This is a genomic window from Arthrobacter sp. CAN_A2, assembly GCF_015752045.1.
GTDB lineage: Bacteria > Actinomycetota > Actinomycetes > Actinomycetales > Micrococcaceae > Arthrobacter_D.
In genome coordinates this window covers 40,186-63,293 of the sequence record NZ_JADOUS010000010.1, presented here as the reverse complement: position 1 = coordinate 63,293, position 23,108 = coordinate 40,186, and the positions used below count along the sequence as shown (strand labels likewise).

Here is a 23,108-nt window from a genome sequence, read left to right as displayed (position 1 = left end):
GGGTAAGCGCCCGGCCGGCAGAGCTGCTACCAGCGGTAGTGTGCGAAGGCCTTGTTCGACTCGGCCATCTTGTGCGTGTCCTCGCGGCGCTTGACTGCTGCACCGAGACCGTTGGACGCATCCAGGATCTCGTTCTGCAGGCGCTCGGTCATCGTCTTCTCGCGGCGGGCCTTGGAGTAGCCCACGAGCCAGCGGAGGGCCAGTGCGGTTGAACGACCGGGCTTGACCTCGACGGGGACCTGGTAGGTGGCGCCACCGACACGACGTGAGCGGACCTCGAGGGTTGGCTTCACGTTGTCCATGGCCTTCTTCAGCGCTGCGACGGGGTCGCCGCCGGACTTGGCACGCGCACCTTCGAGTGCGCCGTACACGATGCGCTCTGCGGTGGACTTCTTGCCGTCGACCAGCACCTTGTTGATCAGCTGCGTGACCAGGGGGGAACCGTAGACGGGATCTACAACGAGCGGCCGCTTCGGGGCCGGGCCCTTACGAGGCATATTACTTCTTCTCCATCTTCGCGCCGTAGCGGCTGCGAGCCTGCTTGCGGTTCTTCACACCCTGGGTATCGAGTGCGCCACGGACGATCTTGTAGCGGACACCCGGGAGGTCCTTCACACGACCGCCGCGCACGAGCACGATGGAGTGTTCCTGGAGGTTGTGACCGACGCCGGGGATGTAGGCGGTGACTTCGATGCCACCGTTGAGGCGTACACGGGCAACCTTGCGGAGGGCCGAGTTCGGCTTCTTCGGGGTAGTGGTGTAGACGCGGGTGCAGACGCCGCGCTTCATGGGGCTGCCCTTCAGTGCGGGCGCCTTGGTCTTGGAGACCTTAGGTGTCCGGCCCTTGCGGACCAGCTGGTTAATCGTAGGCACTTTCGTGTTCTCCGTAATGTCTGAAGATGAGATCTGTGTCGCCCTACCCAGCGGTTGCGGCGGCTTCTCAGCGCCGCACCGTCCACAGGTCGGGATGATCGGTCGTTTGGCGCACCACCGACGGATATGCTGCCGCAGAACGACTGTAGGCGTGCGAAAATGTGGCATTCGCTGTACAACTTACGTACAACACGGAGATACGTTTCTCAACGCCGATCCACTGCCACACAAACAATTGGTCCCGAGTCTACCAGAGATCGGGCGTGCCCCCGGACCGGGGTGCCTCCCGCGCGTGGTAGGGGTGGACGCGGGAAGGCCCCGGACCACAGGGTCCGGGGCCTTCCTCATGGGCGGTTCGGCTCAGCGGAAGTCGCTGTTGCCCATGTCGTAGTCGTCCAGCGGGATCGCGTGGAACTCGGGGCTCAGGCCGCCCTCGACACCGGCGTAGTCGAAGTCGCTGAACGCGCTCGGACCGGTGAAGAGGTTTGCCTTGGCTTCCTCGGTGGGCTCGACCGTGACCTTCGTGTAGCGGTCCAGGCCGGTGCCGGCCGGGATGAGCTTACCGATGATGACGTTCTCCTTGAGGCCGAGCAGCGGGTCGCTCTTGCCTTCCATGGCGGCCTGCGTGAGGACACGCGTGGTCTCCTGGAAGGAAGCGGCGGACAGCCACGACTCGGTGGCGAGCGACGCCTTGGTGATGCCCATGAGCTCGGGACGGCCTGAAGCCGGGTTCTTGCCCTCGGACACCACGCGGCGGTTCTCGTCCTCGAAGCGGCGACGCTCGGCCAGCTCACCCGGGAGCAGGTCCGACTCGCCGGACTCGATCACGGTGACGCGACGCAGCATCTGGCGGACGATGACTTCCACGTGCTTGTCATGGATGCCCACACCCTGGCTGCGGTACACGCGCTGGACCTCGTCAACCAGGAATTCCTGGGCCTTGCGGGGGCCGAGGATCCGGAGGATCTGCTTCGGGTCGACCGCGCCGAAGACGAGCTGCTGCCCGACCTCGACGTGCTCGCCGTCGGACACGAGGAGGCGTGCACGGCGCAGGACCGGGTACGCGATCTCCTCGGAGCCGTCGTCGGGGGTGACCACCAGGCGGAGCTGCTTCTCGGCATCCTCGATGGTGACGCGCCCTGCGACCTCGGAGATCGGGGCGACACCCTTGGGGGTACGCGCCTCGAAGAGCTCCTGGATACGGGGCAGACCCTGGGTGATGTCCTCCGCCGACGCGACACCACCGGTGTGGAAGGTTCGCATCGTCAGCTGGGTGCCGGGCTCACCGATGGACTGCGCGGCGATGATCCCGACGGCCTCTCCGATGTCCACGGTCTTGCCGGTCGCGAGCGACCGTCCGTAGCAGAGGGCGCAGGTGCCGACGCTGGACTCACAGGTGAGGACGGAGCGGACCTTGATGTCGGTGATGCCCGCTTCGAACAGTTCACCGATGACCACGTCTCCGAGGTCGGAGCCCGCGGCAGCGAGCACCTTGCCCTTGGAGTCGACGACGTCGGTGGCCAGCGTACGGGCGTACGCCGAGTTCTCGACCTCTTCGTGCAGGACCAGTTCACCGTCGGCGTTCGGCACCGCGATGGTGACCTTGAGCCCACGCTCGGTGCCGCAGTCGTCCTCGCGGACGATGACGTCCTGCGAGACGTCGACGAGGCGACGCGTCAGGTACCCCGAGTTGGCGGTACGCAGCGCGGTATCGGCGAGACCCTTACGGGCACCGTGCGTGGCGATGAAGTACTCCAGGACCGACAGGCCCTCGCGATACGAGGACTTGATCGGACGCGGGATGATCTCGCCCTTGGGGTTGGCCACGAGGCCACGGATACCGGCGATCTGGCGGACCTGCAGCCAGTTGCCTCGTGCGCCGGAGGACACCATGCGGTTGATGGTGTTGTCCTTCGGCATCGCGGCGCGCATGGATGCTGCGACCTCGTTGGTGGCCTTGTTCCAGATGTCGATGAGCTCCTGGCGGCGCTCCTCGTCGGCGATGAGGCCCTTGTCGAACTGCGACTGGACCTTGGCGGCCTGTGTCTCGTAGCCCTCCATGATGCCGGCCTTGTTGATCGGCGCGGAGATGTCCGAGATCGCGACGGTGACGCCCGAGCGGGTGGCCCAGTAGAAACCGGCGTCCTTCAGGTTGTCCAGCGTCGCCGCCGTGACCACCTTCGGGTACCGCTCCGCGAGGTCGTTGACGATCGTCGAGAGCTGGCCCTTGTCAGCGACCTTCTCCACCCAGGGGTAGTCCAGGGGAAGCGTCTCGTTGAACAGGACCTGCCCGAGCGACGTCTCGATCAGTGCGGGCGTGCCCGGCTCCCAGCCTTCGGGAGCGGCGATGTCTGCGCTGGGCACGAAGTTGTCGACGCGGATCCGGACCACCGAGTTGAGGTGGAGGGAGCCCATGTCGAAGGCCATGACGGCCTCGGCCATGCTCGTGAAGACGCGGCCTTCGCCGGCACTTCCCTCACGCTTGGTGGTGAGGTGGTGCAGACCGATGATCATGTCCTGCGAGGGCAGGGTGACCGGACGGCCGTCGGAAGGCTTCAGGATGTTGTTCGAGGAGAGCATCAGGATGCGCGCCTCGGCCTGGGCCTCGGGGCTCAGCGGCAGGTGGACTGCCATCTGGTCGCCGTCGAAGTCCGCGTTGAACGCACCACAGACGAGCGGGTGGAGCTGGAGCGCCTTGCCTTCGACGAGCTGCGGCTCGAACGCCTGGATGCCGAGGCGGTGCAGGGTGGGTGCACGGTTCAGCAGCACGGGGTGCTCGGTGATGATCTCCTCGAGGACGTCCCACACCTGAGGGCGGTACCGCTCGACCATGCGCTTGGCACTCTTGATGTTCTGCGCGTGGTTGAGGTCCACCAGGCGCTTCATCACGAACGGCTTGAAGAGCTCGAGGGCCATCTGCTTGGGCAGACCGCACTGGTGCAGCTTCAGCTGCGGGCCGACGACGATGACCGATCGGCCCGAGTAGTCGACGCGCTTGCCGAGGAGGTTCTGGCGGAAACGACCCTGCTTGCCCTTGAGCATGTCCGAGAGGGACTTCAGGGGACGGTTGCCCGGTCCGGTGACCGGACGGCCGCGACGACCGTTGTCGAACAGGGAGTCGACGGCTTCCTGGAGCATGCGCTTCTCGTTGTTCACGATGATCTCGGGAGCCCCGAGGTCGAGCAGGCGCTTCAGGCGGTTGTTGCGGTTGATGACGCGACGGTACAGGTCGTTGAGGTCGGACGTCGCGAAACGGCCGCCGTCGAGCTGGACCATCGGGCGCAGTTCCGGCGGGATCACCGGGACGGCGTCGAGGACCATGCCCAGCGGGCTGTTCGTCGTCGTCAGGAACGCGTTGACCACCTTGAGGCGCTTCAGGGCGCGTGTCTTGCGCTGTCCCTTGCCGTTCTGGATGATGTCGCGGAGCATCTCGGCCTCGGCCGGCATGTCGAAGTTCTCGAGGCGTTTCTTGATCGCCTCGGCACCCATGGAGCCCTCGAAGTACAGGCCGTAGCGGTCGCGCAGCTCGCGGTAGAGGCCTTCGTCGCCCTCGAGGTCTGCGACCTTCAGGGTCTTGAAGCGTTCCCAGACCTGCACGAGGCGCTCGATGTCGGCGTCGGCACGCTTGCGGACGTTCGCCATCTGGCGGTCGGCCGAGTCGCGGGCCTTCTTCTTGTCGGCAGCCTTGGCGCCTTCTCCTTCGAGGCGGGCGAGCTCGTCCTCGAGGTCCTTGGCGATCGCGGCGATATCGGAGTCGCGCTGGTCCGTCATCTGCTTCTTCTCGAGGTCGTGCTCGGCCTGGAGGTTCGGCAGTTCGGCGTGGCGGTTCTCCTCGTCGACCGCGGTGATCATGTAGGCGGCGAAGTAGATGACCTTCTCGAGGTCCTTCGGAGCCAGGTCGAGGAGGTAGCCGAGGCGCGAGGGCACGCCCTTGAAGTACCAGATGTGCGTGACGGGAGCGGCGAGCTCGATGTGCCCCATGCGCTCTCGGCGCACCTTGGCACGCGTCACCTCGACGCCGCAGCGCTCACAGATGATGCCCTTGAAGCGCACGCGCTTGTACTTGCCGCAGTAGCACTCCCAGTCGCGGGAAGGGCCGAAGATCTTCTCGCAGAAGAGGCCGTCCTTCTCGGGCTTGAGCGTGCGGTAGTTGATGGTTTCCGGCTTCTTGACCTCGCCGTACGACCAGCCGCGGATTTCGTCCGCGGTGGCAAGGCCGATTCGCATGAGGCCGAAGGAGGATTCGCTGGACATAGGGTCCCTGTTCTCTCTTTGTTCTCTAAATTCTTGAAGTCTTATGGGGTGCGGCGATAAGCCAGGTGCGCACCGGTTCAGGGAGGTGCCCGGAGGAAGGCGGCTTTAATATTTCAAGGCCGCCCGGCGGCCGCCAGAAATTTCGTTGCCGCCGTTCCGGGCACCGGACTGAACCGGTGCGTGGAACCTAGACCTCTTCGACAGAACTCGGCTCGGCCCGTGAGAGGTCGATGCCCAGTTCCTCCGCGGCCCGGAAGACTTCTTCATCCGAGTCACGCATCTCGATCGTCGTGCCGTCGGTGGAGAGGACTTCCACGTTCAGGCAGAGCGACTGCATCTCCTTGATCAGGACCTTGAAGGACTCGGGAACGCCCGGCTCGGGGATGTTCTCGCCCTTGACGATGGCCTCGTACACCTTGACGCGTCCGTGGATGTCGTCCGACTTGATGGTCAGGAGTTCCTGCAGCGTGTAGGCCGCGCCGTAGGCCTCGAGGGCCCAGACTTCCATCTCACCGAAGCGCTGGCCGCCGAACTGTGCCTTACCACCCAGCGGCTGCTGCGTGATCATCGAGTACGGGCCGGTGGAGCGCGCGTGGATCTTGTCGTCCACCAGGTGGTGGAGCTTCAGGATGTACATGTAACCGACGGAGATCGGGTCCGGGAACGGCTCGCCGGAGCGGCCGTCGAACAGTCGCGCCTTGCCGGACTCGCCGATGAGGCGGTGTCCGTCGCGGGTGACGTTCGTGGAGCCGAGCAGGCCGACGATCTCGTCCTCGGTGGCGCCGTCGAACACGGGGGTCGCGACGGTGGTCGTGGAGATCTCCCGGGGAAGGTTCGGGAGGTTCTTCAGCCACTCGGGCTCGCCCTCGATCTTCCAGCCCTGCTTGGCTGCCCAGCCGAGGTGGATCTCGAGGACCTGCCCGACGTTCATGCGGCCCGGGACACCCAGCGGGTTCAGGACGATGTCGACGGGCGTGCCGTCCTCGAGGAACGGCATGTCCTCGATCGGCAGGATCTTCGAGATGACCCCCTTGTTGCCGTGGCGGCCTGCGAGCTTGTCGCCGTCGGTGATCTTGCGTTTCTGGGCCACGTACACGCGGACCAGCTGGTTGACGCCCGGGGGCAGCTCGTCGTCGTTGTCGCGGTCGAAGATGCGCACGCCGATGACCGTTCCGGACTCGCCGTGGGGGACCTTGAGCGAGGTGTCGCGGACCTCGCGGCTCTTCTCGCCGAAGATCGCGCGCAGCAGACGCTCCTCGGGGGTCAGTTCCGTCTCGCCCTTGGGGGTGACACGGCCCACGAGGATGTCTCCAGCCTCGACCTCGGCACCGATGTGGATGATGCCGCGCTCGTCGAGGGCTCCGAGGACCTCTTCCGAGACGTTCGGGATGTCGCGCGTGATCTCCTCGGCACCGAGCTTGGTGTCGCGGGCATCGACTTCGTGCTCCTCGATGTGGATCGACGTCAGGACATCGTCGGAGACGATGCGCTGCGACAGGATGATCGCGTCCTCGAAGTTGTGACCCTCCCAGGACATGAACGCGACGAGCATGTTCTTGCCGAGCGCGAGCTCGCCCTGGTCCGTGGAGGGACCGTCGGCGATGATCGTGTTGTACTCGACGCGGTCACCCTCGGCGACCAGGACGCGCTGGTTGTACGCGTTGCCCTGGTTGGAGCGGGCGAACTTCATGATCGGGTAGTTCGTCTCGGTGCCGTCGTCGTTGAGGATGCTGACCAGGTCGGCCGACACCTCCTTGACCACGCCGGCCTTCGTCGCGGTGACGGCGTCACCGGCGTCGACGGCTGCGTTCTTCTCCATGCCGGTGCCCACGAGGGGACGCTCGGAACGGAGCAGGGGCACAGCCTGGCGCTGCATGTTCGCACCCATGAGGGCGCGATTGGCGTCGTCGTGCTCCAGGAACGGGATCATCGCAGTCGCGACGGACACCATCTGGCGCGGCGAGACGTCCATGTACTCGACCTCGCCGGGTACGACGAGCACGGGCTCACCGGAACCACCGCGGGTCCGCACGAGGACCGTGTCCTCGACGAACGTGTTGTCGGCGGCGAGGGGGGCGTTCGCCTGGGCGATGAGGCGCTCCACCTCGTCGTCGGCGGTCAGGTAGTCGATCTGCTCGGTGACGATGCCGTCGACGACCTTGCGGTACGGGGTCTCGATGAAGCCGAACGCGTTGATCCGGCCGTACGAGGCGAGCGAACCGATGAGGCCGATGTTCGGGCCTTCAGGGGTCTCGATCGGGCACATGCGTCCGTAGTGCGACGGGTGGACGTCGCGGACTTCCATGCCTGCACGGTCACGGGACAGACCACCCGGGCCCAGCGCGGACAGGCGACGCTTGTGCGTCAGGCCGGCGAGGGGGTTGTTCTGGTCCATGAACTGCGAGAGCTGGGAGGTTCCGAAGAACTCCTTGATCGCGGCCACAACGGGGCGGATGTTGATCAGGGTCTGCGGCGTGATCGCTTCGACGTCCTGCGTGGTCATGCGCTCGCGGACGACGCGCTCCATGCGGGACAGGCCCGTGCGGACCTGGTTCTCGATGAGCTCGCCCACTGCGCGGATGCGGCGGTTGCCGAAGTGGTCGATGTCGTCGACCTCCACGCGCAGCTCGACCTCCCCGCCGTCGCGCTTGCCGCCGAGGGTCTTCTCGCCGGCGTGCAGCGCGACCAGGAACTTGATCATCGCGACGATGTCGTCGATGTTCAGGACCGACGCGTCGGAATCCGTGAGAGCCTTGTCGATGCCGAGCTTCCGGTTGATCTTGTACCGGCCGACCTTCGCGAGGTCGTAGCGCTTCGGGTTGAAGTACAGGTTGTCCAGGAGGGTCTGGGCAGCCTCGACCGTGGGGGGCTCTCCCGGTCGCAGCTTGCGGTAGATGTCCAGGAGGGCGTCCTCGCGGGTCTCCGTGGCGTCCTTCTCCATGGTGGCGCGGATGGAGTCGTACTGGCCGAACTCCTCGAGGATCTGGCCCTCGGTCCAGCCGAGCGCCTTGAGGAGCACGGTGACGGACTGCTTGCGCTTGCGGTCGAGGCGGACGCCGACCTGGTCGCGCTTGTCGATCTCGAGCTCGAACCAGGCACCACGCGACGGGATGATCTTCGCGCTGAAGATGTCCTTGTCGCTGGTCTTGTCGGCGGTGCGCTCGAAGTAGGCACCCGGCGAACGGACGAGCTGCGACACGACGACACGCTCGGTGCCGTTGATGACGAAGGTGCCCTTGTCGGTCATGAGGGGGAAGTCACCCATGAACACGGTCTGCTGCTTGATCTCACCCGTGTTGTTGTTCATGAACTCGGCCTTGACGTACAGCGGGGCGGAGTAGGTCGCGTCGCGATCCTTGCACTCGGCCATCGTGTACTTGGGGTCGGCGAACTCGGGCTCGGAAAAACTCAGGGACATGGTGCCCTGGAAGTCCTCGATCGGGGAGATCTCCTCGAAGATGTCCGCGAGGCCGGACGTGGTGGCGAAGCCCTGCAGCCCCTTCTCGAGCGCTTCCTCTACGCGGGCCTTCCAGCGCTCGTTGCCGACGAGCCAGTCGAAACTGTCCGTCTGGAGCGCGAGGAGATTGGGAACGTCAAGCGGTTCGTGAATCTTTGCGAATGAGAGCCGTGGTGCGGCGCCGTCGGCGTCGACCTGGCTGGTAGCGGTTGCATTATTAGAGGTGCTCGGGGCGACCAAGAGGGGATCCTTCCACAGACCGTCAGGCTTGTCAGCGCTTTCACCTCAGCACCGCCACCGCAGGATGCTGCGGGGATCTCAGTGCTCACCCGAGTCTGCTCACATCCGTCCCAACCGTGTGGCCAGGTTAAACGACGAGAGCAGAGCAAAGCCCACCGCTATATGAAGGCTGAGGTTAGAGGGAAGACGCAAAGACCTACATTACGGGAACGGCAGGGGAAAGTCCAATAGCCCCTCTCCCCCTTTTCCGTCAAGCCCGCCGCGCCCGCCTTCTTGAAACAGGTGCCCAGGGAAGTCGGTGCGTGGAGACGCCGGTGCATGACCCGGTCCCGTCGGGTGGCCTCCGTCCCCGGACAGGATCCCTAGCCAGCGGCGGGCTCGGGCAGCGGCCCCGTGCTCACGTCGCCGCGCAGCCTCTTGACGATCAGTTCGGCACTGATCAGGCACATCGGGATGCCGATGCCCGGCACGGTGGAACTGCCTGCGTAGAACAGGTTCCCGACCTTCGCGCTGCGGTTGGAGCCGCGGAAGAACGCGCTCTGCTTCAGGATGTGCGCAGGCCCGAGGGAGGTCCCCCGCCAGGCGTTGAGGTCGTCCGCGAAGTCCTGCGGGCCGTAGCTCCGCCGGACGACGATGCGCTCGGCGAGATCGGGGATGCCCGCCCATTCGGAGATCTGGCCGATGACGGCGTCGGCGAGATCCTCGACCCGCGGGTCTCCCCCGCGCTCGAGCCCGCCCTTGCCGATCCCGACGTCCGCCGGGATGGGCACGAGCACGAAGACGTTCTCGTGGCCTTCCGGCGCCACGGAGTCGTCCGTCGCGCTGGGACGGCAGACGTAGAGCGACGCCGGAGAGGGCACCGAGGTCTCCTTGCCGAAGATCCGCCCGAAGTTGTCCCGCCAGTCCGTGGTGAACAGCAGCGTGTGGTGTTCGAGCTGCGGGAGGGCACCGCGCACGCCCAGGTACAGCAGCAGCGCGCTCGGTCCGGGGACGCGCTTCTGCCAGTACTTCTCCGGGTAGGTCTGCAGGTTCTCCGGCAGGAGGGTGGTCTCCGTGTGGTGGAGGTCCGCTGCGGAAACCACGATGTCGGCGGCGATCGACGTCGTCGTGCCCGCGGTGCGGTAGGTGACCGCCCGCACCGTCGCCACCTGACGATCCAGTGGCGACCGCCCGGGCGTGCGTGCGTCGGTGTCGATCGAGACGACGCTCGCGCCGGTGCGGATCTCGACGCCGGCTTCCGTGGCGACGCGGCGCATCGCCTCGATGAGCGTCGTGAAGCCGCCCATCGGGTACAGCACGCCGTCGTCGAGGTCGAGGTGGCTCATCAGGTGGTACATGCTCGGGGCGTCGAAGGGCGAGCTGCCGAGGAAGACCGCCGGGTACCCGAGGATCTGCTGGATGCGGGGATCCTTGAACTGCTTCTCGACGAACGACTGCAGCGGCTGCAGGAGGAGTGTCCCGATGCGGGGCAGTCGCTTGAGGACGTCGGGACGGATGAACGGGAGGAAGGACTGGAAGGTCGAGTAGAGGAAGCGCTTCTTGGCGATCTCGTAGGCGTCCTCGGCGGAGTCGAGGTACTTCGAGAGCTGCGCCCCGGCCCCTTCCTCCATGGACTCGAAGAGCTTGGTGACGGCCTCGCGGTCCGCAGGGACGTCGACGGCGTCGAAGCCCTCCTCGAAGATCACGCGGTAGCCGGGGTCGAGCCTGACCAGCTCGAGCTGCTCGGCGGCACTCGTCCCCATGAGGGTGAAGAAGTGGTCGATCACCTCGGGCATCAGGTACCAGGACGGGCCGGTGTCGAAACGGAAGCCGTCCTGCTCCCAGGACCCCGCCCGGCCGCCGACCTCGTCCTGCTTCTCCAGCAGGGTGACACGGTGGCCCTCCCGCGCCAGCAGGGCCGACGTCGCCAACCCCCCGATCCCGCCGCCGATCACGACGACGTCCTTCGCCCCCACGCGTGCGCGCCTGCTGTGCTGTGCGGTCATGCCGTCCTCTCCTGCGCGGCTGGTTCCGGTACCGCGCGACCGGTGAAGGCTTGCGCCATGATGCGGAACTTCACCGGGTTGGGAACCCGGATCCGTGCCCGCAGGAGTTCGTCGGCGGGTGTGCGCCGGAGGCGCGCCGCGAGGTCGGTGAACAGGCCCTGGGCGAGGGCGACGGCGCGGCGCGGCGTCGGGGGCAGCCCCGGCAGCGCGACGGCCGAGATCCGCAGGTCCTCGTCGATGTCGTCCAGCAGGCGGTTCTTGTCCGCCTCGGTGAAATTGCCGGGCCGGATGCCCGGGAAGTAGCTGCGTCCGAGGGTCGTGAAGTCCTCGGCGAGGTCGCGCAGGAAGTTGATCTTCTGGAAGGCCGCGCCCAGGTGCCGGGCGCCGTCCACCAGGACGGCGTCCTCCTCGGGTGTGACGGCCCGGCCCACCAAAAAGGTCTTCAGGCACATGAGTCCGACGACCTCGGCGGAGCCGTAGACGTACAGGTCGAAGGATTCCTGGGTGTGTTCCTGCTGGGTGATGTCGGCGCGCATCGAGGCGAAGAAGGGCCGGGTGAGATCGACGTCGATCCCGGTGCTCCTGGCCGTGATCGCGAACGCGTGCACCACGAGGTTGGTGCTGTAGCCCGTGGCCATCGCGGTCTCGGTGTCCCGCTCCAGGTCGTCGAGCAACCGCTCGACGTCCGCGTCGGAGAGGCCGGCCCCGGCAGCGGCGCCGTCGACGATCTCGTCCGCCACGCGCACGAGGGCGTAAACGGCTTCGATGGAGCTGCGCGTGGTGCGGTCGAGGATCCGTGAGGCCAGGCCGAAGGAGGTCGAGTAGCTGCGGATGACCTCGGCGGAGGTCTTCAGCGCGGCGTCACTGTAGCGCGCGAGCGAATCGTCCACGCCCACTCAGTGCACCCTGTCCACGACGGCCGTCACCACGGGTTCGAGCGCGGAGCGCAGCGCGTCCGGCACCGCGGCGGAATCGAGGTGCATGCGGGCCCGGGACGCGTACTGGGCGGCGAGATCGGCGGAGTAGTCCCTCGCCCCGCTGTCGACCAGGATGCGCCGGACGAAATCGGCGTCGGACGCCGACATGCCGGGGCTACCGACGAGCGAGGAGATGCTCTCCCACTCGGGGCGCGCGGACACGTAGGACAGGAGCGCCGTGCGCTTGCCCTCGCGGAGGTCGCCCCAGTTCGTCTTCCCGGTGCGGGTCTCGCTGCCGAAGACGCCGAGCAGGTCGTCGGCGATCTGGTAGGCGATCCCGGCGTCGCGCCCGAAGTCGCCGAGCCGTTCGACCACTTCCTCATCCGCTCCGGCGAGGACGGCGCCGGCCTGGAGCGGTCCCTCGAACGAGTACACCGAGGTCTTGAGGCGGGCCATCTGGACGATGTCCTCGAGCGGGGGGACGTCGGCGCTGAGGGAGGTCTCGACGTCGAGGAACTCCCCGGCCGCCGAGGCGAACACCGCCTCGTCGAGGATGTGCCCCAGCCGGCGTCGCGTGACGGGCGCGGCCGTGACCCGGTCGAGCAGGCGGTAGGCGTTGGACAGGGCGAGGTCGCCGGCGATGACCCCCGCGGAGAGGCCCACGTGACGGGCGCCGTCCGGGGACAGGCCGGCTGCCTCGGCCACGCTGCGGTAGCGGCCGGACACGTTCGGGATGCCTCGGCGGACGAAGTCGCGGTCGATCACGTCGTCGTGCACGATCAGGGCCGTGTGGAGGAGCTCGAACGCCGCGCCGAGCTCGGCCGCGTTGTCGAGGTCACGTCCGCCGAGCATCTGATACGCGGACATCACCAGGCGGGGGCGGAAGCGCTTGCCGCCCGTGGTGCAGCGCTCGAGGGTCTCCCACAGGGCGTGGTAGCCGGGGCCGATCTTCGCGGCGCGGTTCTTGGACTCCTCGAAGAACCTCCCGAGGGCATCCTCGACCTGTTCCAGCCCGGCGGGCTCGACCAGCAGAGTGTCCATGTCCATAGGTAAAGTAAACAACGGAAAGTGCGCCGTTGACGACACGCGAGGGCGGATGCAGCCGGACCGGACACCCGGCGACGCCGCGCCCTGCGGGGCGCGCGGACAACCAGCGGAAAGAGAGCCATCATGGCGAGCGAAACAGGAACCATTCAGCAGGGTGGGGCCGAAGGGGGCCGGACGCGCGGGGACGCAGAACTCGTCGTGCTGCTGGCGGAGGACGGCACGCCGCTCGGGACGCAGGAGAAATCGACCGTCCACACCCTCGACACGCCGCTCCACCTGGCGTTCTCGACCCACGTGTTCGACGCCGAGGGGCGAATCCTCGTGACGCGGCGCGCGCTCGGCAAGAAAGCCTGGCCCGGCGTGTGGACCAACTCCTTCTGCGGGCACCCCGCTCCGGGGGAGGATTTCGAGGACGCGGTGCATCGCCGTGCCGCGCAGGAGCTCGGATTCAGCGTCCGTGACATCCGGGCCGCACTGCCGGACTTCCGCTACCGGGCCGTGGATGCCGGCGGGATCGTCGAGAACGAGATCTGCCCCGTCTACACGGCGGTCGCCGACAGCGCCGTCGCTCCCCTGCCCGAGGAGGTCATGGACTACCAGTGGGTCGACGCAGCCGGGCTGGTGCGCGCCGTGACGGCGACCCCCTGGGCGTTCAGCCCCTGGCTGACGCTGCAGCTCCCGCTGCTCTACCCGCAGGGCGTGGACGGTCCGGGTCCGCTCGACCGCGGCTGAGCCCGGTCGGGGGCGGAGGGGCCAGGCCCTAATCTGGTAGCGGCACCATTTCAACGACGAAAGAGAGTTTCGCCATGGCGACACCCACGCCAACCCCCGACGACGTCGTTCTCGTCGGCGGAGCCCGCACACCCCTCGGGCGCCTCAACGGACAGCTCGCCTCCTTCACCGCCGTCGACCTCGGTGCGCTGGCCATCGCCGGTGCGCTGGAGCGGGCGGGGGTCGACCCCTCCGCCGTGGATGCCGTCATCATGGGCCACGTGGTGCAGGCCGGGTGCGGGCAGAATCCCGCACGGCAGTCGGCCGTCAAGGCGGGGATCCCCTGGAACGTCCCTGCGGTCACCCTGAACAAGGTGTGCCTCTCCGGTCTCACGGCCGTGATCGACGCCGCGCGGCTGGTCCGCAGCGGAGAGGCGCGTGTCGTCGTCGCCGGCGGGCAGGAGTCCATGACGCGCGGGCCGCACCTGCTGCCGGGCTCCCGCCAGGGCTGGACCTACGGGTCCCTCCAGGCCCTGGACTCCGTGGCCCACGACGGCCTGACCGATGCGTTCGACCAGGAGTCGATGGGAGCCTCGACCGAACGCGGCAACGTGCGGCTCGAGATCGACCGCACGGCCCAGGACTCGGTCGCGGCAGCCTCGCACCAGCGGGCGGCCGCCGCGACGGACAGCGGGGTCCTCGCGGAGGAGATCGTCCCGGTGACCGTGCGGCAGCGCAAGGGCGACGACGTCGTCCTCACGGCCGACGAAGGCATCCGCCCGACGACGAGCGTGGAGTCGCTCGCGAAACTGCGTCCGGCGTTCAACCCGGACGGCGCGATCACGGCCGGCAATTCCTCCCCGCTCTCCGACGGCGCAGCAGCGCTCGTCGTCACCACCCGGGCCTATGCCGAGGAGCTCGGGCTCACGGTGCTCGCGGTCGTCGGGCGCCCCGGCCAGGTGGCGGGGCCGGACAACTCGCTCCACTCGCAGCCCTCGGCCGCCATCAGGCAGGCCCTCGACCGCGCTGGCTGGTCCGCGGCCGACCTGGACTTCATCGAGATCAACGAGGCGTTCGGTTCGGTCGCCGTGCAGTCGCTCAAGGACCTCGACTATCCGCTCGAGAAGTGCAACATCCACGGCGGGGCCATCGCGCTCGGCCACCCCATCGGGGCCTCGGGTGCCAGGCTGGCCCTCCATGCAGCCATGGAGCTCACCCGCCGCGGCACGGGGAAGTCCGCGGTCAGCCTCTGCGGCGGAGGCGGCCAGGGCGAGGCCCTCCTCCTCTGGCGCTGACCCGTTCCCCCGCGGATCTCCGCGCAGAACACGAAAGAGCCCCGCTTCGCGAGAAGCGGGGCTCTTTCGTCCTGCGGAGGGTCCGGCGTGAACCGGACCCGGGCGCAGCGGGTGTTACTTGAGGGTGACGGTGGCGCCGGCGGCCTCGAGGGCCTCCTTGGCCTTCTCTGCGGCTTCCTTGGTGGCGCCTTCGAGGACGGCCTTGGGGGCGCTGTCGACGACGTCCTTGGCTTCCTTCAGGCCCAGCGAGGTGAGCGCGCGAACTTCCTTGATCACTGCGATCTTCTTGTCGCCTGCAGCCTCGAGGACGACGTCGAATGCGGTCTGCTCCTCTTCGACGGCCTCTGCGGCACCGGCGGGGCCGGCAACTGCAACGGCGGCAGCGGTGACATCGAAGGTCTCCTCGAACAGCTTCACGAAGTCCGAGAGTTCAATGATGGACAGTTCCTTGAAAGCTTCAATGAGCTCTTCGTTGGTGAGCTTCGCCATGGGTGGCGTCCTTCCTTTAGTGGTGCGATGCACCGGAGTGTGTGGGGCGAGGCGAAACTAGTTCGCTTCGGGTGCTGCGGCTTCCTCGACGGGAGCCTCCGGGGCAGCTTCTGCGGGAGCAGCGGCTTCCTCGGTGGCAGCGGGAGCGTCGGCATCGGCTGCAGGTGCAGCGTCGCTTCCCTCCTCGAGCTTGATGCGCAGGGCATCGACCGTGCGTGCCAGGGAGGACATCGGTGCCTTGAGGACACCTGCCACCCGGGCGAGCTGGAGTTCACGGGACTCGAGGGCCGCCAGGGCGATGACCTCGGAGGCGTTGAGTGCCTTGCCCTCGAAGATTCCGGTCTTGATGATCAGCTTCGGGTTGGCTTTCGCGAAATCCGTGAGGCTCTTTGCTGCAGCAACGGCGTCACCCTTGATGAAAGCGATCGCGGTGGGTCCGGAGAGCTGACCATCGAACGCGTCGATGCCCGCTTCCTTCGCCGCGATGCCGGTCAGGGTGTTCTTGACGACGGAGAACTTGTTGTCGGTGCCGAGTGCACGACGCAGGTCCTTCAGCTGAGCAACAGTGAGCCCGCGGTATTCGGTCAGGACAGCGGCGGTGGAATCCTTGAAATCGGTGGCGATCTCATCCACTGCAGAAACCTTTGTTGGCGTTGCCATAACCCTCCTTCCGGGGGAATATGCGCCGGCTTTCCAGCTCCCATAAAAAACGCCCCGCGCAGATGCACGGGGCTTTGCTCGACACGGGCCGTAACCGGTGGAGAGGAGCTTCGTTCACCTACGTAGGCCGTCCCTCACGGGAACTTTCGGATCCTGATCCTTCTTCCCTGCCGCACACGGGTGAGCAGCTGGGAAGTGGAGGTGGATCGACCGACGGTCTTTGGTACCACCAGCCTACGCGACGGCGGGAGGCTCTCCAAATCGGCCTCGACGCAGCACCCGTGGGCAGCCAGTCGGAGGGATCGTCGGGCCGTCGTCGGCCGGGAGGAGCCTGTCGCAGGCCGTCCCTGACGGCCGTGTGTCGCTCGAGGACAGGATCATCGCGGGACTCCTCTGCGGCCACCGTGGCCGGACATGAAGAAGCCCCGCGGCTGACGCCGCGGGGCTTCTTCATGATCGACACTCAGACGGCGAAGACCTTGGTGACGTTCGGGTCGACGGAGATGCCGGGACCGAAGGTGGTCGAGACGGTCGCCTTCTGGATGTAGCGGCCCTTCGAAGCGGAGGGCTTCAGGCGGAGGATCTCCTCGAGCGCAGCGGCGTAGTTCTCGCCCAGCTTCTGCTCGTCGAAGGACACCTTGCCGATGATGAAGTGGAGGTTCGAGTGCTTGTCGACGCGGAAGTCGATCTTGCCACCCTTGATGTCGGTGACGGCCTTCGCGACGTCGGCCGTGACCGTTCCGGTCTTCGGGTTGGGCATCAGGTTGCGGGGGCCCAGGATCTTTCCGAGGCGTCCCACCTTGCCCATGAGGTCAGGCGTCGCGACGGCTGCGTCGAAATCGGTCCAGCCGCCGGAGACCTTCTCGATCATGTCGTCGGAGCCCACGAAGTCGGCGCCGGCCGCGATGGCAGCCTCTGCCTTCTCGCCGGTCGCGAAGACCAGGACACGGGCGGTCTTGCCGGTGCCGTGGGGGAGGTTCACGGTGCCGCGGACCATCTGGTCCGCCTTGCGGGGGTCCACTCCGAGACGGAAGGACACCTCGACCGTGGCGTCGAACGTGGAAGGGTTGGTCGCCTTCGCGAGGACTACTGCGTCGAAGGGGGCGTACTGCTTGTCCGCCTCGATCTTCGCGGCAGCTCCCTTGTATGCTTTGCTGCGCTGTGCCATCTGCTTGTTCTCCTTATGCAGTCGTGGTCTGCGGACCGCGCTGGGCCCTGCCACTCACGACGTCGTCCGCGGGAGCGTCGCCGTCGTGCCTTGAAATGGTGGTGTGCCCTGTCCGTCGGGGACGGACCGGGCGGGGTGGGGCTGGTCAGCCCTCGACCGTGATGCCCATGGACCGGGCGGTGCCGGCGATGATCTTCGCGGCTGCCTGGACGTCGTTGGCGTTGAGGTCTTCCATCTTCATGGTGGCGATCTCTTCGACCTGGGCGTTGGTCAGCTTGGCGACCTTGACCGTGTGGGGCGTTCCCGAACCCTTGGCGACTCCGGCCGCCTTCTTGATCAGTTCGGCTGCCGGCGGGGTCTTGGTGATGAACGTGAACGAGCGGTCCTCGTACACCGTGATCTCCACGGGGATGACGTTGCCGCGCTGGGATTCCGTGGCGGCGTTGTATGCCTTGCAGAATTCCATGATGTTGACACCGTGCTGGCCAAGTGCGGGACCGATGGGAGGAGCCGGGTTGGCGGCACCTGCATTGATCTGCAGCTTGATGAGGCCGGTGACCTTTTTCTTGGGGGCCATGAAAGGGTCCTTCTCTTGCATTGCGATCCCGCGGACAGGAGCGTCCTGCGGGGTGGTGGCCGTCATGGCGTGACGGCCTTCACGGTACTTCCCGGCCAAGCACGCCGGGCCGCACCGAAGCTTTACTGGATCTTGGTGACCTGGCTGTAGGACAGCGTGACCGGGGTCTCGCGCTCGAAGATCGAGACGAGCACGACGAGCTGCTGCGACTCGTGCTTGATCTCGGAGATCGTCGCCGGGAGGGTCTCGAAGGGGCCCTCGTTGACGGTGACGGACTCGCCGACCTCGAAGTTGACCGTGGCGGGGGTGAACTGCGGCTGGACGGGCTTGCCCGACACCGCATCCGTGTGCACGATGGTGTGCTCGAGCATCGAGAAGACCTCGGAGAGGCTCAGCGGGACCGGGTTGTGGGCGTTGCCCACGAAGCCGGTGACACCGGGAGTGTGGCGCACGGCGCCCCAGGACTCGTCGGTCAGTTCCATGCGGACCAGCACGTAGCCCGGGATACGCACGCGGTTGACGATCTTCCGCGTGGTGTTCTTGATCTCGACGACCTCTTCCATCGGGACCTGGATCTCGAAGATGAAATCTTCCATGTCCAGTGTCTGGATGCGGGTCTCGAGGTTCGCCTTCACGCGGTTCTCGTAACCGGCGTAGGAGTGGATGACGAACCAGTCACCCTCCTGGCGGCGGAGCTTCGCCTTGAAGTCGGCCACGGGGTCCTCGGCGGGAGCCTCCTCGGCGGCATCGGCGTCCTCGTCGGTCGATGCGGAAGCATCGGCGTCCTCGTCGGTCGGCTCGGAAGCATCGGCGTCCTCGGGGACGGTAGCTGCGTCGGCAGCGTCGTCACCATCTGCGGTGTCGGCGTCGGAAGCGGCAGCCTCGTCGATGGCATCGACGGCCGTGGCCTCGATGGCGGGATCAGCCTCGTCGGAGTCGGTCCCGGCGGAGTCCTCGACAGCGTCGGAGCCGTCAGCAGGCACGTCGATGTCGGCGGAGTCTGCCTCCGTCCCGTACTCCTCGTTCTCCAGACCATCTTCGGGAGTGATCTGCCGTTCGAGTTCTTGCTCGGACACCTAGCCGCCTGCTTTCTGACATTCTTCGAAGGTTGTTCTGCTTGCCTGCACTCCGCGCGATGTACCGACTCCGGCACATCGGCGGGGCATTCCCCGGGGCAGCGTCAGCTGCCGGCGAAGACCCACAGCGCGCCGGCCCCGAACAGGAGGTCCAGGCCGGTCACGATGAGCATCATGATGACCACGAAGACGAGGACGGTGATGGTGAAGCGGACCAGTTCGCGACGGGTCGGCGTAACGACCTTCCCGAGTTCCGCGAGGACCTGGCGGATGAACAGCATGATGCGTCCGAAGAAGCCGCGCTCGGGAGCCTTCTTCTCGGAGGGGCTTCCCTTGGAGCTGCTCGCAGCCGTATCGGTCACCGTCAACCTCATCAATCTGTGTGGTGTTCCAGCCGGACCACCAGTGGCGCGTCCAGCTGATCATGTTTACCGCCGCGCGGAACCGATGCCTGCGCCGGGACTTCGTGATCTGTTTCTGCCGTGCCTTCGCCGTCGTTCTGCGAAGGCCACGCGCAGGGCAGACAGGACTCGAACCTGCAACCTGCGGTTTTGGAGACCGCTGCGCTACCAATTGCGCCACTACCCTTTGGTCTTGAACCGGTACAGCCCCACTCCGGACGGCCCGGGGAGGGCACGAACCATCATGGTGTTTCAACACCGAGGATAAAGTCTACGCATTCACCGCCGGAACGTCGAACCGGCTGCGGAGAGCCCTCCTGCACGGCGTCGTCCGGGCGGGGTGGGCGGTGCGTCCGCATCCGCGTTACGGCGTCGCCGCGCCCCTGTTCGGGTGCGGGCAGGTGCCACCGCCTAAACTCGGAAGAGACACTTGCCCCCCACGGAACGGGACCCGATGAACGCGACGACCGATGACTCCGCCCGCGCAGCACTCCCCCGGATCTCCCGACGGATCGGCTCGATCGCGGAGTCCGCGACACTCGCCGTGGACGCCAAGGCCAAGGCCCTGAAAGCAGCCGGGCGCCCCGTGATCGGCTTCGGCGCGGGCGAGCCCGACTTCCCCACACCGGACTACATCGTCGAAGCTGCCATCGCGGCTGCCCGTCAGCCGCGATTCCACCGCTACTCCCCTGCGGCGGGCCTGCCGGAACTGAGGGAAGCGATCGCCGCCAAGACGCTGCGCGATTCGGGCTACGCCGTCGATCCCTCCCAGGTGCTGGTGACGAACGGCGGCAAGCAGGCCGTGTACCAATCCCTCGCCGCGCTCCTCGACCCCGGGGACGAGGTCCTCGTCCCCACTCCGTTCTGGACCACCTACCCCGAGGCCATCCGCCTCGCCGGCGGCGTGCCGGTCGAGGTCTTCGCCGGCCCCGAGCAGGGCTACCTCGTGACGGTCGACCAGCTGGCGGCGGCCCTGACGCCGCGCACCAAGGTGCTCCTCTTCGTCTCGCCGTCCAACCCCACCGGCGCGGTGTACGGCCCGGAGTCCGTGCGGGAGATCGGAGAATGGGCCGCGGCGCGCGGACTGTGGGTCGTCACGGACGAGATCTACGAGCACCTGACATACGACGGCGTCCCGTTCACCTCGATCGCGACGGCGGCCCCCGCCCTCGGCGACAAGGTGGTGATCCTCAACGGCGTCGCGAAGACGTACGCGATGACCGGGTGGCGCGTGGGCTGGATGATCGGGCCGAACGATCTCGTGAAGGCGGCGACCAACCTCCAGTCCCACGCGACGTCGAACGTCTCCAACGTGCCGCAGATGGCCGCCCTCGCCGCGGTATCGGGTCCGTTGACGGCGGTCGACGAGATGAAGGTGGCGTTCGACCGACGGCGCCGTGCCATGGTCTCGGGGCTCAACGCGATCGAGGGCGTCGAATGTCCCACGCCGCACGGCGCCTTCTACGCCTACGCGGATGTCCGGGGCCTGCTCGGTAGGAGCTTCGACGGCGCCACGCCCACCACGTCCGCCGAACTCGCCGCGCTGATCCTCGAGAAGGTGGAGGTCGCCGTCGTTCCCGGCGAGGCCTTCGGACCCAGCGGTTTCCTCCGGTTGTCCTACGCCCTCGGGGACGAGGATCTCGCGACGGGCGTGCGTCGACTGCAGGAGTTCCTTGGCTCCGCCCGCTGACGGTACTGCGAACCGTCCGGGCCGCGCGGGCGCACGGCCGGCGGCTGGTCAGAGCAGGCGGCGTTCCGTGGCCCAGCGCGTGAGTTCGTGGCGGGAGGACAGCTGCAGCTTGCGGAGGACCGCGGACACGTGGGTCTCGACGGTCTTGACGGAGATGAACAGCTCCTTGGCCGTCTCCTTGTAGCTGTAGCCCCGGGCGATCAGCCTCATGACCTCCAGTTCGCGGGCGGACAGACGATCGAGCTCGTCGTCGACGGCAACCGACGCCGTCCCGAACGCATCCAGGACGAAGCCGGCGAGACGCGGCGAGAAGACGGCGTCGCCCGAGGCGATGCGCTGCACGGCATCGGTGATCTCCGGGGCGGAGATGGTCTTGGTGACGTACCCGCGGGCCCCCGCGCGGATGACGGCGACGACGTCCTCCGCCGAGTCCGACACGCTGAGGGCCAGGAAACGGGAAGGGACACCGAGCCGGGAACACCGGTGGATGACCTCCGCGCCCCCTCCGCCGCGACCGCCCGGCAGGTGCACGTCGAGGAGGACGACGTCGGGCCGCGTGGCATCGATCACGGCTTCCGCCTCCTCGACCGTCGCCGCTTCACCGAGGACGCGGATCACGGGTCCGAGCGCCGCGCGGAGCCCTGCGCGGAAGATCCCGTGGTCATCGACGATGACCACGGAGACGGTTCCCGGCGCTGATGCCTCCATCAGTGCGTTCTCGCGGTCCATGTGTCTCCCCTCCGGCCGTCGGCCGTCCGTCCTGCCGTCGTCGTACTGGGCTGTGGTCCCATCGTGCCGGATCCTGCCGCCGGGCGGCCCGGGAACCCGGCGGAGGGCAGCGTCCTCATGCGGGGATGCCGGTGGCCCGGGGCAGGCGGAGCCGCACCTCGGTGCCATCGGCGTCGCTGCGGAGTTCCGCCGTTCCGCCGTGGCGCTGCATCCTGCTGTGGATCGACTCCCGGATGCCCAGGCGGTCCGCCGGGACGTCCGCCGGGTCGAAGCCCGGGCCGCGGTCCCGCACGAAGACCTCAACGGTCTCCGGCCCCGCCTCGAGGTACACCGACACGGCGACCCCCGCGTGCTTCGCCGCGTTCAGCATGGCTTCCCGTGCCGCCTGGGCGAGGGCGTCCTCGGCGGGACCCAGGCCGGCGTCGCCCACGGCGACGACGGTGACCGGGTGCCCGTACAGGTCCTCGATCTCGCCGGCCATGGCGCGGAGCCGCTCGGCGAGGCTGACGGGGTCCCGCCCGGGATCCGCGAACAGCCACTGGCGCAACTCGCGCTCCTGGGCCCGGGCCAGGCGCAGCACGTCCGTCTCCGAGTCCGCCCGGTTCTGGATGAGCGCCAGGGTCTGCAGCACCGAATCGTGGAGGTGGGCGGCGATCTCGGCACGCTCCGTCTCCCGGACGCGGGCTGCCTGCTCGCTTTCCAGGTCGCGCCAGAACTTGAGGCCCCACGGGGCGAGGACCAGCCCCACCCCCGCGAGGACGGCGAGGACGGCGACGAGGGTGGCCATGGTCAGGGTCCACGAACCGCTGCTGGAGAGAGCGACGAGGACCCCCGCGATGACGAGGACCATGCCCGCGAACAGGCGCAGCGCGCCGCCCGCCCGCTCGGCACCGGCCCGGTTCATCACCCGTGCCCGGCGGACGTCGTCGAGCTGGGACCAGGCGAGGGCAGCGCCCGTGGCGACGACCGCGATCGGGACGAGGAAGCCCCAGTCGACCCGGACACCGAGCAGTTGCACCACGACGACGGCCGCTGCGACCAAGAGCGCGGTCCCGAACAGGATCTCCCGGTGCCCCGAGCGCTCCGTCCTGTCACGCCAGGAGTCCGTGCCGAACGGGTCGGCGTCGACGGGCAGTGCTCCCGCTGGGACCGGGCCCGAGGGATTGGTGTCGGAGGGGGCCGCTCCCGGGCCGGCTCGCCCGGCGAGGGAGTCCGTGGTCCGGCCCGCACCGTCGGCACCAGCCTGCGGACCCGTCGCGCCGACGTCGTGCATGAACGCGGCGGGACCCCTCCGGCGTCCCGCCGCCGCGGCCCTGTCCGACGCCGTCGGGACGAAGATCCAGAGCCATGCGTACAGGAAGACGCCGGCGCCCGAGGCGAGGGTCAGGACCGCCATGCCGACCCGGACCCAGGACCGGGGAATCCCCAGATGAACTGCGAGGCCCGCACAGACGCCGGCGATGACGCCGTCGGACGTGCGGAGCAGCGGGGGTCTCATGCCCTCATCAAAGCACGCTGCGGTCCGCTCCGGGACGGTCC

At 67.6% G+C, this 23,108-nt stretch carries 18 protein-coding genes and 1 tRNA gene; 3 read left to right on the top strand and 16 right to left on the bottom strand.

Annotation, left to right across the window (positions count from 1 at the left end; translation table 11 throughout):
* Positions 1-26 precede the first annotated feature (26 nt).
* The 7 genes from rpsG to IWX63_RS13575 form a co-directional block, all read right to left on the bottom strand.
* On the bottom strand, positions 27-497 hold the full coding sequence (gene rpsG, locus IWX63_RS13605; RefSeq protein WP_043440595.1) for a 30S ribosomal protein S7: 471 nt from the start codon (positions 495-497) through the stop codon (positions 27-29).
* Position 498: 1 nt separating this feature from the next.
* Positions 499-873, bottom strand: coding sequence for a 30S ribosomal protein S12 (rpsL, locus tag IWX63_RS13600; RefSeq protein WP_043440593.1), 375 nt, complete (start codon positions 871-873; stop codon positions 499-501).
* Positions 874-1,233: 360 nt separating this feature from the next.
* Positions 1,234-5,127, bottom strand: coding sequence for a DNA-directed RNA polymerase subunit beta' (locus tag IWX63_RS13595; protein WP_199278700.1), 3,894 nt, complete (start codon positions 5,125-5,127; stop codon positions 1,234-1,236).
* A 187-nt stretch (positions 5,128-5,314) separates the two neighbouring features.
* On the bottom strand, positions 5,315-8,824 hold the full coding sequence (gene rpoB / locus IWX63_RS13590; protein WP_199278699.1) for a DNA-directed RNA polymerase subunit beta: 3,510 nt from the start codon (positions 8,822-8,824) through the stop codon (positions 5,315-5,317).
* A 362-nt stretch (positions 8,825-9,186) separates the two neighbouring features.
* Complete coding sequence (gene crtI / locus IWX63_RS13585; RefSeq protein ID WP_199278698.1) at positions 9,187-10,809, bottom strand: phytoene desaturase family protein; 1,623 nt, start codon at positions 10,807-10,809, stop codon at positions 9,187-9,189.
* The gene (locus IWX63_RS13580) at positions 10,806-11,699 is read right to left on the bottom strand and encodes a phytoene/squalene synthase family protein (protein WP_334685875.1); all 894 of its coding nucleotides are present in this window, start codon (positions 11,697-11,699) and stop codon (positions 10,806-10,808) included. The genes crtI and IWX63_RS13580 overlap by 4 nt, the downstream gene beginning before the upstream one ends.
* A gap of 6 nt (positions 11,700-11,705) precedes the next feature.
* On the bottom strand, positions 11,706-12,773 hold the full coding sequence (locus IWX63_RS13575) for a polyprenyl synthetase family protein (protein ID WP_199278696.1): 1,068 nt from the start codon (positions 12,771-12,773) through the stop codon (positions 11,706-11,708).
* Between the two features lie 123 nt (positions 12,774-12,896).
* On the opposite strand from IWX63_RS13575, the gene idi reads away from it, so the two are divergent.
* Complete coding sequence (gene idi / locus IWX63_RS13570) at positions 12,897-13,505, top strand: isopentenyl-diphosphate Delta-isomerase (protein ID WP_199278695.1); 609 nt, start codon at positions 12,897-12,899, stop codon at positions 13,503-13,505.
* A gap of 74 nt (positions 13,506-13,579) precedes the next feature.
* Positions 13,580-14,779, top strand: coding sequence for an acetyl-CoA C-acetyltransferase (locus IWX63_RS13565; RefSeq protein WP_199278694.1), 1,200 nt, complete (start codon positions 13,580-13,582; stop codon positions 14,777-14,779).
* 114 nt (positions 14,780-14,893) lie between these two features.
* Here IWX63_RS13565 and rplL read toward each other — a convergent pair whose 3' ends face one another.
* The 7 genes from rplL to IWX63_RS13530 form a co-directional block, all read right to left on the bottom strand.
* A complete protein-coding gene (rplL, locus tag IWX63_RS13560; RefSeq protein ID WP_199278693.1) occupies positions 14,894-15,268 on the bottom strand; it encodes a 50S ribosomal protein L7/L12 in 375 nt (124 codons plus the stop codon).
* 57 nt (positions 15,269-15,325) lie between these two features.
* Entirely contained in the window at positions 15,326-15,928 is a 603-nt protein-coding gene (rplJ, locus tag IWX63_RS13555; protein ID WP_199278692.1) for a 50S ribosomal protein L10, read from the bottom strand.
* Between the two features lie 463 nt (positions 15,929-16,391).
* A complete protein-coding gene (rplA, locus tag IWX63_RS13550; RefSeq protein WP_199278691.1) occupies positions 16,392-17,096 on the bottom strand; it encodes a 50S ribosomal protein L1 in 705 nt (234 codons plus the stop codon).
* Between the two features lie 145 nt (positions 17,097-17,241).
* Complete coding sequence (gene rplK, locus IWX63_RS13545) at positions 17,242-17,673, bottom strand: 50S ribosomal protein L11 (protein WP_087030133.1); 432 nt, start codon at positions 17,671-17,673, stop codon at positions 17,242-17,244.
* 122 nt (positions 17,674-17,795) lie between these two features.
* The gene (nusG, locus tag IWX63_RS13540) at positions 17,796-18,749 is read right to left on the bottom strand and encodes a transcription termination/antitermination protein NusG (RefSeq protein WP_442859132.1); all 954 of its coding nucleotides are present in this window, start codon (positions 18,747-18,749) and stop codon (positions 17,796-17,798) included.
* A 104-nt stretch (positions 18,750-18,853) separates the two neighbouring features.
* Entirely contained in the window at positions 18,854-19,111 is a 258-nt protein-coding gene (secE, locus tag IWX63_RS13535; RefSeq protein ID WP_334685874.1) for a preprotein translocase subunit SecE, read from the bottom strand.
* Between the two features lie 153 nt (positions 19,112-19,264).
* Positions 19,265-19,337 (bottom strand) — tRNA-Trp (locus IWX63_RS13530).
* Between the two features lie 267 nt (positions 19,338-19,604).
* Between IWX63_RS13530 and IWX63_RS13525 the strand changes: the two genes are divergently transcribed.
* A complete protein-coding gene (locus IWX63_RS13525; RefSeq protein ID WP_199278689.1) occupies positions 19,605-20,840 on the top strand; it encodes a pyridoxal phosphate-dependent aminotransferase in 1,236 nt (411 codons plus the stop codon).
* Positions 20,841-20,888: 48 nt separating this feature from the next.
* Here the strand turns inward: IWX63_RS13525 and IWX63_RS13520 are convergent, their stop codons facing one another.
* Positions 20,889-21,569, bottom strand: coding sequence for a response regulator transcription factor (locus IWX63_RS13520; RefSeq protein ID WP_334685873.1), 681 nt, complete (start codon positions 21,567-21,569; stop codon positions 20,889-20,891).
* A gap of 115 nt (positions 21,570-21,684) precedes the next feature.
* Positions 21,685-23,067 (bottom strand): ATP-binding protein, encoded by a 1,383-nt coding sequence (locus tag IWX63_RS13515; RefSeq protein ID WP_199278688.1) that lies wholly within the window; start codon positions 23,065-23,067, stop codon positions 21,685-21,687.
* Positions 23,068-23,108 lie beyond the last annotated feature (41 nt).